The following is a 16,295-nucleotide window of genomic DNA, read 5'->3' on the forward strand; positions in this document are numbered from 1 at the left end:
ACCTGTTGCGAGGAGAAACCGAGTGCAAAATCTATCCGCAATTCTGAAGTCTATAAGCCTGACCAGCGTACTTGCTCTTGGCGTTGCAACTGCGCCGGCACATGCCGAAAAACTGACGATCTGGACGCTTAATTTTGATAATAACGCTGCTAATGTCGCGCTGAAAAAGGTAGCGACCGATTTTGAAGCGGCAAATCCTGACGTGCAGGTTGAGATTGTTCAGCGTGCCATTGATGAGCACAAAACAGCGCTTCGTGTGGCAGCAGGTTCTAATCGCGGACCTGATATTTATTTCAGCTGGGCGGGTCTCGGACTTGGCGGCGAGTATGTGAAAGCTGGCTTGTCACTGCCGCTCGATAAATATTACACCGAATATAAATGGAAAGACGAGTTGCTACCAGCTTCAGCGGCTTTTGCCGATCTTTATCCGGGTGGCAAACACGGCGTTCCTTTCACCTTTAAGGGTGAGGCAGTTTACTACAATAAGACGTTGTTTGAGAAAGCTGGCATCACAGAAGAGCCGAAGACCTATGACGAACTGCTGGCTGCTGCCCAGAAGCTCAAAGATGCTGGCATTCCCGCATTTACATTTGGTGGATCGGTCAACTGGCATGTTATGCGCCTGATGGACGTCATTCTTGAAACAAAGTGCGGCGCTGAAAAGCATGATGCTTTGAAGGCCATGCAAGCAGACTGGGCTGTCGAGCCTTGTGCAAAGGATGCCTTTGAGGAATTCGGCAAATGGACGAAGGATTATACACTTCAGCCATTCATGGGCATTGATAACAAACAGTCTTACAGCCTCTTCACTGCAGGGCGTGCAGCTATGATGCTTGAGGGCGACTGGCTTGTAAGTCAGTTGAACGGGACCGGCGCGAACCTGGATGACTATGGCATCTTTCCATTCCCGACAGATACAGATCGTCTGTATGGATTTGGTGAATATAATTACATAAGCTCAAAAAGCCCAAATCCAGATATCGCCGCCAAGTTCCTTGACTATTTCTTGTCCACTCAGGTTCAGCAGGATCTTGTTGGGCAATTCAGCGCAGTCTCAGTGAACAAGAATGTAAAATACCAAGATCAAAAACCTCTCGAAGTAGAGTGGCTGGATATTTTTAACAAATACGGCAACGTTTACATGAATGGCGATCAGGCATTCCCGCTGGATGTCACGACCGAATACTTCCGCGTTATCAACAGTGTTGCTGCCGGTGACATGACCTCCGATGACGCCGCAAAACAAATGCAAACATTCATCACGGCCCGAAACTAATCCTCCCCGGATGCGGACTGCCCCAACTTCGTTGTTCAGGCAGTCCGCAAGACCACAATCATCAAGGCGGCTTATTGCTGCCTGGAGGAAAGCATGTCGCTGAAAGCAATCATTCAGACACCGCGTAGCCAAGCGGCCATATTGCTGATCCCAGCATTGGCAATATATGGCGTGTTCGCGCTCTATCCGATGATCGACGTCATTATCATGAGCTTCCAGAAATGGAATGGGCTTGATCCGGAACGTCGGTTTGTTGGCTTTTCCAATTACTCTGCAATCTTTACCGCTGACCCCGTTTTCTGGGTTGCTTTCAAAAATACCATTATCTGGACATTGTTGAGCCTCGTCATTCCCCCCATTGTGGGATTGCTGCTGGCATTGAGCCTCAACCAGAAAATATTCGGTCGAAACAGCCTGCGGGCAATATTCTATCTCCCGGTTATCATCGCACCGATCGCCGTCGCGACGATGTGGAAGTGGATGTACGATCCATTCTTCGGACTGTTTAACCAGTTGCTGACCAATTGGGGATTGCAGTCATGGATTCAGGACTGGCTCGGGAATAAGAGCATCGCGCTTTATTCCGTTTTTGTTGCCTATGTCTGGCAAACGGTTGGTTTCTCAATGGTCTTGTTTTTGGCAGGACTTCAAAATGTGTCACAAACGCTGGTCGAAGCCGCAAGAATAGATGGCGCTGGGCGTTGGGCCATCTTCAAGCATGTAACATTGCCTGCACTTCGCCCGACAATGACCGTCGTACTGGTGCTGTCTATCATTTCGTCACTCAAAGCATTCGATATCGTTTATGGCCTTACCGGTGGCGGACCAGCGCAAGGCACGCAAATGCTGGCACTTTGGGCCTTCACACAAGCTATGCAGATATTCGACTTCGGACGCGGCGCGGCAATTTCCGTCGTCCTGCTTCTCATCACGATGACGATTGTTGTTCCGTACCTGCGCTGGATGCAGAAAAACGAGGAGTTGGAATCGTGACCGCCACTTCGCTCTCTCAAGCTCCGTCTAAGATACAGCGTGACCCGATCCTGATAGGCTTGTGGATCAGCTTGTTGCTGATCGCAATCATCTGGGTCGCCCCCTTCGTCTTCATTGTCTTCACGTCATTGAAAACACCTGCCGCTGTTACGAGTACCGGAGCATTCATGCCACCTGTCGAATGGGCATGGGGTAACTATTCAGGCGCGTGGAACCGTGGCAGCTTTGCCAGTTCGTTCTTCAATAGCGTGATCATCACGGCAATCAAGGTTCCGATTGGACTGCTGGTGTCTGCCATGGCCGCCTATGCCTTGGCCAAGATAAAGCTCCGGTTCAATAAACTATTGCTGCTGATCGTTGTTTTTGGAACAATGATTCCGTTTCAGGTCATGCTCGCTCCGCTGTTCACGCTCGTAAACTCTTTCGGTTTGATTGATACCTATATCGGCGTCATTTTGCCTTACATCGCATTCGGCGTCCCTTATCAGGTCTTCATCCTGCATGGCTTCTTCAAGGGAATTCCAAAGGAGTTGTCCGAAGCAGCTCTGATTGATGGTGCAAGCCACTTTACCATCTTCCGCCGGATTTTTCTTCCTGTTTGCCTGCCTGTTCTCGCAGCGCTCTTCATTCTGGACTTCGTATCAACCTGGAATGAATTTGCGATGGCACTTGTGCTTCTACAAGATCAGGGCATGTGGACGCTTCCACTGGGACTAATGTCATTTCAGGGACAATTCTCCAGCGATTACGGGCAGTTAAATGCGGCAATCGTGATGACCGTCCTGCCCGCTACGATCGTCTATCTGATCTTTCAACGTTATTTCGTTTCTGGCCTGACCTCTGGCGCGGTCAAAGGCTAACGACCATTCAATACATTCTGAGGAGAAAACGCATGTCTGGTGCAACCGTCGAAAAGTGGGGTGTTTTTGAAGCATCCTTTGCCGGACCTTCCGCAGGCAACCCCTATCTCGACGTGGCCTTTGATGCCATTTTCAAACATAAAAGCCGTGAAGTTCGCGTTCCAGGTTTCTATGATGGCGATGGGAACTATCGTCTTCGCTTCATGCCTGACCTTGAAGGCGAATGGACATTCACGACGCGCTCAGCGACAAAAGAACTGAACGGCCATACTGGCTCGCTTCAGGCCGCCCAGCCTTCAGCCAATAATCACGGACCAGTGCGCGTGCGTAACAAGTTCCATTTCGCCTATGCGGATGGAACACCGTTCTTCTCCTTCGGCACGACCTGCTATGCCTGGACGCATCAACCGCTCGACATGCAGGAAGAGACACTGGATACGCTTGCAAAAGCGCGCTTCAACAAAATTCGCATGGGTGTTTTCCCAAAAGACTATCCTTACAATACCAACGAACCTCTGCATGACTGCTTTGCGAGAGAGGCGGACGGCAAAGAGAATTTCGACAAGCCAAATCCCGAGCATTTCAGGCATTTTGAAAAGCAGGTTGCAGCGCTTTGTGAGTTGGGCATTGAAGCCGATATCATCATGTTCCACCCTTATGATCGGTGGGGTTATGCCGACATGAGCGCAGAGCAGGATTATCGCTATGTCGAATATCTCGCTGCACGCCTATCTGCCTATCGCAATGTATGGTGGTCGCTCGCCAATGAATATGACTTCCTGCTCAATACAAAGCCAATGGAACAATGGGATCGATATTTCCAGATTTTGGAAGAGAACGACCCCTATCAGCATCTGCGCTCGATCCACAATGGCGATGTCAATTCAAACTATGACCACCGCAAACCTTGGGTCACGCATATCTGCATTCAGAACCCAGATGTGAAAAAGACACAGGAATGGCGTGACACATACGGCAAGCCAGTCGTGAACGACGAGCCTGAATATGAAGGGGACATTCTAGAATCCTGGGGCAACTTGACCCCACAGGAACTGGTACACCGTTATTGGATTTCAATGGCGCGCGGCGGATATGTCGGCCATGGCGAAACCTATTCCGATGCCAATGATCTTATCTGGTGGGCGAAGGGCGGTAAGCTGCACGGCGAAGCATGGAAACGCATCGGCTTTCTCCGCGACCTGTTGGAAGAAGATGTCGAACATGGGCTGGAGCCGATAGCGCCTGTAAAACAGTGGCCCTGGTCACGCGTTTCAGGTGCACGTGACGGCGACGGTGATTTCAGGCTGATTTACCTTGGTGAACACCAACCTGTTGTGTGGTCATCCGGACTACCAATGGATAGCGACGACTATGAAGTTGATCTGATCGACACATGGGAAATGACGATAGAGCCAGCGAAGAAGATTGCTGCTCCTATCACTCATCCAGTGCGGCACGGTGCAATCGTGCGCGGTGGAAAGCCTGACGCCGCTTTTGGTGTATCGCTGCCCCGCAAGCCCTATCAGGCACTGCGCGTACGGCGTAAGAAATAAATCAGGAAGGCTTGCATATGTCTGAGTTAAGCATTGCGAATGTCAAGAAATCTTATGGGACAGTCGACATCATTCATGGTGTCGATGTCGAGATTAACGATGGCGAGTTTGTCATTCTTGTTGGTCCTTCGGGCTGCGGAAAGTCGACACTGCTGCGCATGATTGCGGGTCTTGAAGACATCACATCAGGAGAGATCAGCATCGGCGGGCGCGTTGTTAATAATCTTCAGCCCAAGGACCGCGACATTGCGATGGTTTTCCAGAACTATGCGCTTTATCCGCAAATGACTGTTGCCCAGAATATGGGCTTTGCGCTGGAGCTTGCGGGCTCCAGCAAACAGGACATAGCCACGAAAGTTAATGAAGCGGCAGAGATTTTGGGGCTTCAGCCGCTTCTTGATCGAAAGCCTGCACAATTGTCAGGTGGACAGCGTCAGCGCGTTGCAATGGGGCGCGCAATCGTGCGCAATCCAAAAGTCTTTTTGTTTGATGAGCCACTGTCGAACCTCGATGCAAAGCTTCGCGTTAAAATGCGTGCCGAAATCAAAGCACTTCATCAGCGGCTAAAAACCACCATTGTCTATGTGACGCATGATCAGATCGAAGCCATGACAATGGCCGATAAAATCGTGGTCCTTAATGCTGGCAAAGTTGAACAAATTGGCTCGCCGCTGGAACTGTATGATCGCCCGAAAAATGTGTTTGTTGCAGGCTTTCTGGGGTCTCCTGCCATGAACTTCTTTAGCGGAACGCTCAAAGATACAAACCAGCTAAACTTGGAAAGCGGCCTGATTATAAATGTCGCTGGTGCACCGTCTGATGCTGTTGGTAAAAAGGTCGTCTTCGGCATCAGACCCGAAGATATTTCAATTGGCGGCGCTGACGACATTGAAGCAGTTGTAAAGGTAGTAGAACCCACCGGATCTGAAACGCACGTTGTCCTGGAGATTCAGGGACAAGAGCTTACTTGGGTCGTACGGGAGCGCATAACATTGGAAGTGGGACAGCAAGTGCATGTTTCATTCTCAACACCGAAATGCCATTTCTTTGACGATGCGACCAAGCAACGACTATAAGAAACTATATACAGTAAATACAAAAAAGGCCGGCAAATTGCCCGGCCTTTTTTCTTTGTCGACAGTGCTGGTACATCCGCAGTCACCGCAACAGTTATGGCCTCATAGTGAAAGCGAATGGTTAATAAAACGTTAACCCGCCAAGCTTTCCTGCATCGCAAAGCTTTGGGCCTTGCCACATGCGCCAACTCCGCGCATCCTGCCTGAAAGTGATTGAAAATTGAGGACCAAATCAGATGGCACAACCCACCTATGATCTTGAGTTTGGCGAGATAATTCGCTGGCTCAAAGAACATGGCCTCATTTTGCAATCCGATCTGGAAGGAAATAGCGAACTCTCGACACGAGCGGAACGCATGGGTCGCAAACGTCGACGTGAGGCAGAGAAGCAAAGCGAGCCGTAAGCCACACAAAAGACCTCAGAAAAACAAGGGAAACGGCCTGACAAAAGCAATGGGGGAGCAAAATGCGACACAAGAAGCTGTTCGATTTTGAGCATCATGCTGTGTTCTTCAAACTGTTTTTTATCTGTGCTGCCTGTGCAATTTTCAGCAGTCTTTTTGGCCAGAACAGTGATGCAATTTTCTGGCGCTGGCTTCATTACCTTACGAAACCCACGGCAACATTGCTGTTGCTCTGCGCTATTCTGGCAGCCCCGCGCCTGATTTCCAAAAGCTACGGATTTACGATTGCCTTTGGCCTTTTATTTGCGGCGGCAGGTGACTTTTTTCTGATGCTGCCCGGCGATTATTTTTTGGCAGGACTCATCTGTTTTCTGATTACCCATTGCATCTATATCTATGCGCTGTGTCGCAATACGAAACTCGCAGGCAACAAGCTTGTCTTTGCAATCTTTGCCGCTATTGCAATTGCAATTATTGTGGGCCTATGGACCAGCCTACCAAATGCAATGAAAATTCCGGTTGTTATCTATGCAATTGCGCTTGCGGTTATGGCAGCGCAGGCTTTCAGCCGCTCAATCTCCATGCCGCCCGAAACCACACCGCGCTACAGCGCATGGCTCGCAGCCGCTGGTGGACTATTTTTCATGGCAAGCGATACTTTGCTGGCCTTTAACCGCTTTCACACGCCAGTCCCGCTGGCTGGCTTTTGGGTGCTCAGCACGTATTATGCAGCACAATTCCTCTTTGCCCGATCAACCGAGAACTTTGCCTATGAGCGCTGATACCCAGCTTCGCACGACCTTTGAGCATTTAAGGCAAAGCTGGCTCGACGACCGTCCCTCCTATGAGCAGCGTGTCGATGATCTGCGGCTTTTGCGTAAACTACTGCATGAACGCCTTGAGGATATGGCAAAGGCGATCAATGCCGATTTTGGCAATCGTTCCGTTCATGAAACACTGCTTGGCGAAGCCAGTATCGTTTTCGCAGAAATCGACCACACGTTGCATCATCTCAAACGCTGGATGAAGCCGCAGCGCCGCAAGGCTGGCTGGAAGCTTTGGCCTGCGAAGGCAGAACTGCGTTTTGTGCCACTCGGTGTTGTCGGTATCATTTCGCCGTGGAATTATCCGGTCAATCTCGCACTTGCACCACTTGTCGCTGCAATCGCCGCAGGGAACCACGTTTTTCTGAAACCGTCCGAGCACACACCGAATACATCCGAGTTTCTGCGCAAGCTTATAGCGGACGTTTTCCCAGAGGATAGGGCAACGGTAATCCTAGGTGATGCAGAATTGTCAGCCGCCTTTTCCGCCCTGCCCTTTGATCACCTGTTCTTCACAGGTTCAACGTCTGTGGGGCGCAAGATCATGAAGGCAGCCGCTGAAAACCTTACGCCGGTCACACTGGAGCTTGGCGGAAAGTCGCCAGCTATCGTCGGCGAAAGCACTAATCTCAAACGCGCTGCGGCATCCATTGCGACAGGCAAATATTTCAACTCTGGCCAAACCTGTATCGCGCCAGATTATGTGCTTATCCATCACAGCAAACGCGATGATTTTGTAAGTTTGCTGCGTGCCGAAACGCAAAAGCGATATAGCGGCGAAACGGCTCAGGCGGACCGCACGACAATCATCAATGATATGCAGCATTCACGTCTTGTTGGATTGCTTGATGATGCAAAAGATAAAAGCGAAGCCGTCATACCTTTATTGGATGAAGAAGCAATAGAGAGCCAGTCTCGGCTTATGACACCGACGCTTATTCTTGAGCCTGCGCCGACCAGCGCAATTATGAATGAAGAAATTTTTGGACCATTGCTGCCCGTCATCAGCTATCGGTCGATTGATGAGGCAATTGCGGTCATATTAAAGCATGAGCGGCCATTGGCGCTTTATTGCTTCAGCGACAACTCAGCGGAAATTGAAACCGTACTTTCGCAAGTCGTGGCCGGTGGCGTATGCATCAATGACACGCTTTATCATTTTGCTTGCGATGATCTGCCTTTTGGCGGTGTCGGACATAGCGGCATGGGGCATTATCACGGGCGCGACGGCTTCCTGACATTCTCTAAAGCTATGCCGGTTCTTACCAAATATACGCCCGCCTCAACGGATATGATCAAGCCGCCCTATACGGGGCTGACTGATCGGATCATCCGCTTCATCACAAGATAGAATATAAATACTGTTCAAACCGCAAAATGCCCTATTTAAGAGTAACAATACTCTTCGGATCATAATACGAGGCAGCAACGCGTGCAGAAGAAGAAAACACCGGGTCGCATTTCCACAAAGATACTGACCGCGATCCGTAACCGGCCCGGATTTCGACCTCATCACCCCGATACGCCGGAAGGTGATATTACGATTGCTTCGTATAATGTGCATAAATGCATTGGCGTTGATAAGGTCTTTGACCCACAGCGCACCGCTGATGTTATCAGCGAAATCGACGCCGATGTGATTGCACTACAAGAAGCCGACAAGCGCTTTGGCGAGCGTTCCGGTCTGCTTGACCTCGGTCTTTTGGAAAAGCGCCATGGTCTCGTTCCGGTGCCGATCACGTCAACCATGCCGAAAGGCCATGGCTGGCACGGAAATATATTGCTATTTCGCGAAGGCGTTGTGCGCAATGTTCGCCAGCTTGCACTGCCCGGCGTTGAGCCACGCGGCGCGCTTGTCGCGGATTTGCAGTTTTCCTCCGGCCCTTTACGCGTGATTGCAGCCCATCTTGGACTTTTAAAGCGCTCACGCCAGCAGCAAGCCGAAAGCATCCTTTCAGCCTTAGAAGAAGCTGACACACTGCCAACTTTGCTGATCGGTGATCTCAATGAATGGCGTATCGGCAAGCGTTCGTCGCTGGCTTCGCTCATGCCGACCTTCGACCATGTCGCGACCGCAGTGCCGAGCTTTCCGTCACGCTTCCCAATCTTCGCGCTGGATCGCGTTCTCGGCACGCCGCATAATCTGGTAACAGCAGTCGAGGTGCACAACACGCCGCTCGCACGCATGGCATCTGATCACTTGCCAATCAAGGCACATCTTGATCTCAGAACCGCTTCACAGCTTTTGGAAGAGTTCAATCCATCGCTGCTGACCAGCAACTCTTCCATTGAGAATTAAAGATACGGGGATCCAAGCCAGATAATCCGGTCAATCAGCCGCTCATGGAATGGGCGGTTTTTAAGCCGCGTAAGGTTAACTTCGCGGCTGGTTTCAATTGCCTTGCCGATGCGTTCTTCCACCTGAAGCGCCACGTCGCGATCCAGAATTTCAAGATCAATCTCAAAGTTCAGCCGAAGCGAACGCGCATCCAGATTGGATGAGCCGACATAAGACCATGCGCCGTCGATGGTCATCAGCTTCGAGTGGTTAAACGCTCCGCCAGCGCGCCAGATGCGGCAGCCGCCTTTGAGCAACTGATCAAACTGCGCACGCATGGCGCGATCCACCAGCTTGAGATTGTTGACGCCCGGAATAACGACATCGACTGAAACGCCACGCCGTGCCGCTGTGACCAGCGCACTGATAAATTCGCGGTCCGGCAGCAGATAGGGCGACATGATCAGGATATGCTCTTGTGCAATCGAAAACGCGCCCATCATCATGCGGTGATTGGTTTCGATATTCTTGTCCGGCCCAGAGCCAACGACGCGGATCAGCTTGCCAGTTCCCGGCGGGTCATTGGGTGCAACGATGGTCCACGCATCGCCTGTCAAAAGCTCGCCCGTTGCAAAGCGCCAGTCTTCAGACGCCACATGAAACAGATCGGCAACTGCCGGGCCTTCGATGTGAAAATGCGTGTCAAACGCTACGTCGTCACCTGCAATCGCCTTAACAAAAGCCCCGCGAATGTTCATACCGCCGGTAAAGGCGAGCTTGCCATCAACGATCAGAATCTTGCGGTGCGTGCGCAGATTGGCATAGGGCAGACGCAGGCCCATAATGATATTACCGTTGAAGACATCAACAATAATACCTTTTTCTTTCAACAACCCGACGATGCTCGGAATAGAATATCGTGCGCCCACAGCATCGACCAGCACGCGCACTTCAACGCCGCGCTTAACTGCTGCTTCCAGAGCATCGGCAAATTTTTGACCAATCGCGTCTCGGTCAAAAATATAGGTTTCGAGCATAATGCTGCGTTCAGCGTTAGCAATGGCTTCCAGCATTTGATCATAGGCTTCATCGCCCGTTTGCAGCATTTGAATGTTGTTGCCGCTGGTGAAATCATAAAGGCTGACAGTGTCGCCGAGGATTTTCATCGCGCCAAACTGTCGGCCAAAGGCTTCACGCACCCGATCATTGGTGGTGTCGAAATGAGACAGATGATAGAGCGCTATATTTCCCAGATTTTCGCGTTGATGACTGAGCGTATTGCGTCTGATCCGGTTAACACCAGCCAGACCATAGACCACGGCTCCAACGATAGGCGACAGCACGATGATGCCGACCCAGCCAAGTGCGGTGCGGACTTCGTCTTTCGTCATTGTGGCGTGAATGGCGGCTATTGCACCAAGAATGATCGACAGGACTGCGAGGATATGCGGCCAATAATGTGAAAGAATATCAAACATAAACCGACCTTATCCTTAAACGCACTGCAACAGCCTAGAGATATAGTGGAAAGCCCGATCCGCCAACACTCATTTACCGAATAAACCAAACTTATAGAGTTCACTGGTCAAATCTGCGATCTACTTTATATTAGCTGCGGGACTTGCAATCAGAGGGACATCTCATGGCAACAACGCAAAGTAATTTTAACCGGTCTAATCTTCCGACAGAAGTCACAACAAAATGGGGCTGGTTTGTCGCTCTTGGCGTGGCGCTACTGATTCTTGGCGGCATTGCGTTCGGCAATCTCGTGCTTGCTACCGTGGTTTCGGTTTACTATGTCGGCATCATGATGCTGGTCGCAGGTATCATCGAAATCATCCACGCCTTCGGCGTGAAGACATGGGGCGGTTTCTTCTTCTGGCTGCTGAGCGGCCTTCTCTATTCGGCCGCTGGTATCGTCGCATTCACCAATCCAATTTTGGCAGCTGGTGTTCTGACCTTCCTTCTCGCAGCAGCCCTTATTGGTGCAGGCATTTTCCGTATCTGGCTTGGTTTTCATTCAAAGCCAGCAGCAGGCTGGGGCTGGATTGTTGCCGCAGGTGTTATCACCGCTCTCGCGGGCCTCGTCATTGCCATGCAGTGGCCAGTCAACAGCCTGTTCATTCTCGGCTTGTTCCTTGCCATCGATCTGATCTTCCAAGGCTGGTCATTCATTGCCTTCGGCCTTGGCATCAAGCGCTAATATAGCCTCTCAAACGACACAAAGCGGCGTTCACACGCCGCTTTTTTCATTTCAACTCGACCTTTTGCCCAATGACTGCTAGATGCAGCGCAACATCTTCGCGGCGCGCGTTTTGCGCAGCCCATCCTTTCGCAATTACGAGTTTCTTTTATGTCCGCTCAAGACCATCCAGTTTCAAAGCGCCGCACCTTCGCGATCATCGCGCATCCGGATGCCGGTAAAACCACACTCACCGAAAAGCTACTGCTGTTCGGCGGCGCTATTCAGCTTGCCGGTGAAGTGAAAGCCAAGAAAGACCGTATCCAGACCCGTTCCGACTGGATGAACATCGAACGCGATCGCGGTATCTCCGTCGTCACTTCGGTGATGACGTTTGAATATAAGGATTGCATCTTCAACCTGCTCGACACACCGGGCCACGAAGACTTTGCGGACGACACCTATCGCACGCTGACAGCAGTGGATTCCGCCGTTATGGTTATCGACGCCGCCAAGGGTATCGAGCCACGCACGCTGAAGCTGTTTGAAGTCTGCCGCATGCGCGATATTCCAATCGTGACCTTCGTCAACAAGATGGACCGCGAAGCCCGCGACCCGCTCGAAATCCTTGATGAGATCGAAGAAAAGCTGGCGCTTGATACTGCCCCTATCACATGGCCAATCGGCTCGGGTAAGAGCTTTGCTGGCACCTATGATCTGCGCAACAATACTGTGCGCCAGAAGGATTCCGAAGAAAAGCCTACCAAAGTGAGCGGACCGGAAGAAGCGGCAAAGCTTCTGCCGGAAAATGAACGTCAGGCATGGATCGACAGTCTGGAACTGGCTCAGGGCGTTTGCCGCCCGTTCGATCTCGAATCCTTCCGCGAAGGCCATATGACGCCAGTTTATTTCGGCTCGGCGCTCAAAAACTACGGCGTGCGCGATCTCATCGAAGCATTCTGTGATTTTGGCCCAAGCCCACGCGACCAAAAGGCAGATAGCCGCATGGTTGGCGCCACCGAAGCCAAAATGACCGGCTTCGTGTTTAAAATTCAGGCCAATATGGACCCGAACCATCGCGACCGTATTGCGTTCCTGCGCGTATGCTCAGGCACACTGTCGCGCGGCATGAAGGCCAAGCTGGTCCGTACCGGCAAGCCGATGAGCTTGTCTGCGCCGCAGTTCTTCTTTGCGCGTTCGCGTCAAATTGCCGATGAAGCTTTTGCGGGTGATGTGGTCGGCATCCCGAACCACGGCACATTGCGCATTGGTGATACGCTGACCGAGGGCGAAGACATTTTGTTTCGCGGTGTGCCAAACTTCGCACCGGAAATCCTGCGCCGTGTCCGCCTCGATGATGCGATGAAAGCCAAGAAGCTGCGTGAAGCGCTTCAGCAGATGGCGGAAGAAGGCGTCGTGCAGCTTTTCGTACCCGATGATGGCTCCCCTGCGATTGTCGGCGTTGTCGGCGCTCTCCAGATCGACGTTCTGACCGAACGTCTCAAGATCGAATATTCGTTGCCGGTCGGCTTTGAAATGTCGCGCTTCTCCGTCTGTCGTTGGATCACCGCAGATGATCCAGCCGAACTTGACCGTTTCATTGCTTCGCACCGCGCTGATATTGCACATGATCTTGACAATGATCCGGTCTTCCTCGCGCAAAACGGCTTCTCGCTCAACTATGAAGCTGAGCGCTGGAAAGCAATCCGCTTCGCCGCGATCAAGGATTATCAGGTCCGCGAAAAGGCCTGATAAAGCAGCTATTTTTTCTTGAATAGATGCGAAGCAGCTTTGCTTACGCATGACGGGTTATCATCTACGATAGATGGGTACTGCGCCAAAAATGCGCGCAGGACCCCATTCGTCCAGCCGAAACCATCCTGCGTTGGGTATTCTCCCGCCTGACTTTTCTCATCCGTTGAGTTCACGTTATATTTTTCGGTCAATTTACCGGTCTTCTGATAATGTTTGACCGCAGCCTGAGACCACCGCGTTGCGATATCTTGTGCCAGCTGTGGATGATCGTAATAGGAAAATCCCTGGGTAGCCAGCCATTGCAATGGTGCCCATGCATTCGGCTCATCCCATTGTTGCCCGGTTTTCAGCGAGGTGGTTGTCACACCATTGCTTTTTAGAAGGATGTCCTTAACAGCGACAGCCGTTCTGTCTCCCTGATTCAGCGTCGCAAGACGGAAATAAAGCGGATAGACGGTTGCAGCGGTCAGCTGACGTGATTGTTTTTGTTCATCCAGCCAATAGTCGACAAAATAACCGTCAACTTCATTCCAAAGATACTCATTAATAGCTCTTTGTCGAGCTTTCGCCCGATCATGCATGTCTTCAGATTTGGTCGTTTCGTAATTAAGGGCATAGACCGTTTGCAGTGTTGTTTCCAATTGGAAAAGCAGCGCATTCAGATCAACTGGTACAATATCAATCGTACGGATCGACGACAGGTCATTCGGATCTTTCAGCCAGCGGGACGAGAAATCCCAGCCACTTTCCGCGCCAGCACGCAAGTTTTTATAGACTTCGTGGGATGCGCGCTGTGATTGCCGCGCCGTGTTGACGTCCTCGAAATAAGATTCTTCACGCGGCGTATCCTTTTCATCCCAATAACGGTTGAGAACGGCTCCATCAGGCATCATGACCACGTTACGATGTCGCTCACCCGGACGCAGACCTTCTGAACCATCCATCCAATAGGCATATTCTGCCTCGAGTGCGGGCAAATACTTTTTATATTCCGCTTTGCCTTTCACAGACACCATAAGTTCGACCATAGCTGCTAAAAACGGCGGCTGTGAACGGCTCAGATAATAGCTGCGGTTGCCATTGGGAACATGCCCATAACGCGTGGCAAGATCAGCGAGATTGCGCAGTAGCGTTTCTGCCAGATCGACCCTGCCACTTGCGATCAGCCCCTGCATCGTGAAATAGCTGTCCCAGTAATAGATCTCACGAAAGCGTCCACCTGGCACGACATAGGGAAACTGAAGCGGTAATAGCGACCCCAAAGCTTCGTCATTCGTGGGTTCGCGTTTCAAATAATCCCAGAGCGTATCAATGTGCTCGCACACATTTTCACCTTCGACACTGGCATAGGCCTTATGTGCATCCTGCGCGAGCGTGAAATGGCTGTTTACAAAAGCGGTGAGGTTAAAACCCGGTAGCTTAGACTGCGCATTATAAAGTGCAACAATCTCCTCTGGCTTACCATTTGGCACTGCATCAGCGAAACTTTTCGAATCTGGAAAGACCCGTTGCAGCTGAACGGCTTCAAACAATGGCCCATAAAGAACATCTGGCGTTTGCGGTGCTGCCATTGCCCCACCCTGTAAGAAAACCAAAAAGGCTGGAACAACAGTATATTTCATCTGATCACCCTCAAATATAATGATGATCAAATGTGATGGAGATTATTTCTTTTCGAAACTCCAACTCTTTGCGAGTAATTTCTACAAAGCCTACTACGATTTATTCAGAGCCAACAAAGCCTCTGCAATTTTTTCTGCAAGCTTTTCAGCAACCTGCTCCTTGCTCATTTCCGGCCATTCTTCAATGCCAGCATGGCTCAGGATGCGCACGCGGTTGCGGTCACCGCCCATCACATCGCCAGATACATCATTGGCGACGATCCAGTCAGCACCTTTCTTGTCGAGCTTGCGGCCTGCATTGGCGAGCACGTCCTGCGTTTCCGCAGCAAAACCCACCACAAGACCGGGACGCTTCTCACTATGACCAACACCGGCCAGAATATCCGGGTTCTCAACCATGCTGAGCGTTGGAGCACCCTCGCCCGGCTGCTTTTTAATCTTCTGATCGGCTGAATTGGCGGTTCGCCAGTCGGCAACGGCTGCAACCATCACAGCGGCATCGGCGGGCAAATGATTTTCAACGGCTGCCTGCATTTCGCGGGCTGTCTCGACATGGATGACGTTAACGCCTTGCGGGTCAGGAATCGTCACCGGACCGGATACAAGATGCACCGTTGCGCCCAGACGTGCCAGCGCGTTTGCAATCGCATGGCCCTGCTTACCCGAGGAACGGTTGGCAATATAGCGCACCGGATCAATCGGCTCATGTGTCGGGCCGGATGTCATGACGATCACTTTGCCTGCAAGCGGCTTTGCCTGTGGCGCAAGCAGGTTTTCAATGGCGGCAACAATGGCAAGCGGCTCGCTCATACGGCCTGTGCCCGCCTCTCCACTTTCCGCCATCTCGCCCTTTTCAGGCCCGATGAAATGCACGCCGTCTTTTTCAAGCGTCAGGCGATTGCGCTTGGTTGCCGGATTATCCCACATAGCAGGGTTCATGGCAGGTGCAATCAGCAACGGAATTTTGCGTGCAAGAAGCACGGCACTCGCCAAATCGTCAGCAATTCCATTGGCCATTTTAGCCATCAGGCCAGCCGTTACAGGTGCGACAACGATAAGATCCGCATCACGCGCAAGGCGGATGTGGCCAACATCCTGTTCGTCTTCGCGCGAGAAAAGATCGGTAAAAACATGATCGGCAGCAACTGCGCCAATCGTCAGCGGCGTCACGAATTGCTGAGCTGCCGCTGTCATCAGCGGACGCACATGCGCGCCGCGTTCGCGCAGACGGCGGATAAGATCCGGTGCTTTATAAGCAGCGATACCACCACTGATGATGAGAAGAATGCGCTTACCCTGCAATGAACCGGAAACAGGCGACGAGACAACGGCTACCGATTTTGCCTCTTCCAGCCCGCCGAGAAGAAGCCGCGCTTCTTCTTCCATCGAGCGCCCGTTTTGAGCGGCTCTTACGCGCAATCGTTCTTTGGCTGCGTCATCAAGGTTACGGATTGTAATACTGGCCATTTGAT

At 51.4% G+C, this 16,295-nt stretch carries 14 protein-coding genes; 11 read left to right on the plus strand and 3 right to left on the minus strand.

The features are described 5' to 3' along the window. The first annotated feature begins 22 nt into the window (after positions 1–22). The 9 genes from J2782_RS07565 (at position 23) to J2782_RS07605 (ending at position 9,285) form a co-directional block, all read left to right on the plus strand. Entirely contained in the window at positions 23–1,276 is a 1,254-nt protein-coding gene (locus J2782_RS07565; protein ID WP_310010977.1) for an ABC transporter substrate-binding protein, read from the plus strand. Positions 1,277–1,369: 93 nt separating this feature from the next. After that, entirely contained in the window at positions 1,370–2,269 is a 900-nt protein-coding gene (locus J2782_RS07570) for a carbohydrate ABC transporter permease (protein ID WP_310010978.1), read from the plus strand. Beyond that, positions 2,263–3,129 carry a carbohydrate ABC transporter permease gene (locus J2782_RS07575; RefSeq protein WP_404989611.1) on the plus strand — a complete coding sequence of 289 codons (867 nt, stop codon included), beginning with the start codon at positions 2,263–2,265 and terminating at the stop codon, positions 3,127–3,129. Before J2782_RS07570 ends, J2782_RS07575 begins: the two co-directional genes overlap by 7 nt. Positions 3,130–3,161: 32 nt before the next feature. Then, positions 3,162–4,682, plus strand: coding sequence for a DUF5060 domain-containing protein (locus J2782_RS07580; protein WP_310010980.1), 1,521 nt, complete (start codon positions 3,162–3,164; stop codon positions 4,680–4,682). A 17-nt stretch (positions 4,683–4,699) separates the two neighbouring features. Continuing rightward, the gene (locus tag J2782_RS07585) at positions 4,700–5,758 is read left to right on the plus strand and encodes an ABC transporter ATP-binding protein (RefSeq protein WP_310010981.1); all 1,059 of its coding nucleotides are present in this window, start codon (positions 4,700–4,702) and stop codon (positions 5,756–5,758) included. A 236-nt stretch (positions 5,759–5,994) separates the two neighbouring features. Beyond that, positions 5,995–6,162 (plus strand): hypothetical protein, encoded by a 168-nt coding sequence (locus J2782_RS07590; RefSeq protein WP_250039014.1) that lies wholly within the window; start codon positions 5,995–5,997, stop codon positions 6,160–6,162. A gap of 62 nt (positions 6,163–6,224) precedes the next feature. Beyond that, positions 6,225–6,944: a lysoplasmalogenase gene (locus J2782_RS07595; RefSeq protein WP_310010982.1), complete on the plus strand. Its 720-nt coding sequence runs from the start codon at positions 6,225–6,227 to the stop codon at positions 6,942–6,944. Beyond that, positions 6,934–8,337: a coniferyl aldehyde dehydrogenase gene (locus J2782_RS07600; RefSeq protein WP_310010983.1), complete on the plus strand. Its 1,404-nt coding sequence runs from the start codon at positions 6,934–6,936 to the stop codon at positions 8,335–8,337. Before J2782_RS07595 ends, J2782_RS07600 begins: the two co-directional genes overlap by 11 nt. 81 nt (positions 8,338–8,418) lie before the next feature. Next, the gene (locus J2782_RS07605) at positions 8,419–9,285 is read left to right on the plus strand and encodes an endonuclease/exonuclease/phosphatase family protein (RefSeq protein WP_310010984.1); all 867 of its coding nucleotides are present in this window, start codon (positions 8,419–8,421) and stop codon (positions 9,283–9,285) included. Here J2782_RS07605 and cls read toward each other — a convergent pair. Then, a complete protein-coding gene (gene cls / locus J2782_RS07610; protein ID WP_310010985.1) occupies positions 9,282–10,742 on the minus strand; it encodes a cardiolipin synthase in 1,461 nt (486 codons plus the stop codon). The two genes, J2782_RS07605 and cls, sit on opposite strands and share 4 nt — an antisense overlap. A 164-nt stretch (positions 10,743–10,906) precedes the next feature. Between cls and J2782_RS07615 the strand changes: the two genes are divergently transcribed. After that, positions 10,907–11,467: an HdeD family acid-resistance protein gene (locus J2782_RS07615; RefSeq protein WP_310010986.1), complete on the plus strand. Its 561-nt coding sequence runs from the start codon at positions 10,907–10,909 to the stop codon at positions 11,465–11,467. Positions 11,468–11,617: 150 nt separating this feature from the next. Then, positions 11,618–13,198: a peptide chain release factor 3 gene (locus J2782_RS07620; RefSeq protein WP_310010987.1), complete on the plus strand. Its 1,581-nt coding sequence runs from the start codon at positions 11,618–11,620 to the stop codon at positions 13,196–13,198. A gap of 8 nt (positions 13,199–13,206) precedes the next feature. On the opposite strand, the gene treF is transcribed toward J2782_RS07620, so the two are convergent. Further along, complete coding sequence (gene treF, locus J2782_RS07625; RefSeq protein ID WP_310010988.1) at positions 13,207–14,823, minus strand: alpha,alpha-trehalase TreF; 1,617 nt, start codon at positions 14,821–14,823, stop codon at positions 13,207–13,209. Positions 14,824–14,916: 93 nt separating this feature from the next. Then, positions 14,917–16,290 carry a bifunctional phosphopantothenoylcysteine decarboxylase/phosphopantothenate--cysteine ligase CoaBC gene (gene coaBC, locus J2782_RS07630; RefSeq protein ID WP_310010989.1) on the minus strand — a complete coding sequence of 458 codons (1,374 nt, stop codon included), beginning with the start codon at positions 16,288–16,290 and terminating at the stop codon, positions 14,917–14,919. Between the last annotated feature and the right edge of the window lie 5 nt (positions 16,291–16,295).

Origin of the sequence: Brucella pseudogrignonensis, assembly GCF_031454375.1 — a bacterium.
Classification (GTDB): Bacteria; Pseudomonadota; Alphaproteobacteria; order Rhizobiales; family Rhizobiaceae; genus Brucella; species Brucella pseudogrignonensis_A.

Coding starts and splice junctions, on each gene's coding strand:
- J2782_RS07570 (WP_310010978.1), top strand. CDS start 1,370: ATGTCGCTGAAAGCAATCATTCAGACACCGCGTAGCCAAGCGGCCATA.
- J2782_RS07580 (WP_310010980.1), top strand. CDS start 3,162: ATGTCTGGTGCAACCGTCGAAAAGTGGGGTGTTTTTGAAGCATCCTTT.
- J2782_RS07585 (WP_310010981.1), top strand. CDS start 4,700: ATGTCTGAGTTAAGCATTGCGAATGTCAAGAAATCTTATGGGACAGTC.
- J2782_RS07590 (WP_250039014.1), top strand. CDS start 5,995: ATGGCACAACCCACCTATGATCTTGAGTTTGGCGAGATAATTCGCTGG.
- J2782_RS07595 (WP_310010982.1), top strand. CDS start 6,225: ATGCGACACAAGAAGCTGTTCGATTTTGAGCATCATGCTGTGTTCTTC.
- J2782_RS07600 (WP_310010983.1), top strand. CDS start 6,934: ATGAGCGCTGATACCCAGCTTCGCACGACCTTTGAGCATTTAAGGCAA.
- cls (WP_310010985.1), bottom strand. CDS start 10,742: ATGTTTGATATTCTTTCACATTATTGGCCGCATATCCTCGCAGTCCTG.
- J2782_RS07615 (WP_310010986.1), top strand. CDS start 10,907: ATGGCAACAACGCAAAGTAATTTTAACCGGTCTAATCTTCCGACAGAA.
- J2782_RS07620 (WP_310010987.1), top strand. CDS start 11,618: ATGTCCGCTCAAGACCATCCAGTTTCAAAGCGCCGCACCTTCGCGATC.
- treF (WP_310010988.1), bottom strand. CDS start 14,823: ATGAAATATACTGTTGTTCCAGCCTTTTTGGTTTTCTTACAGGGTGGG.
- coaBC (WP_310010989.1), bottom strand. CDS start 16,290: ATGGCCAGTATTACAATCCGTAACCTTGATGACGCAGCCAAAGAACGA.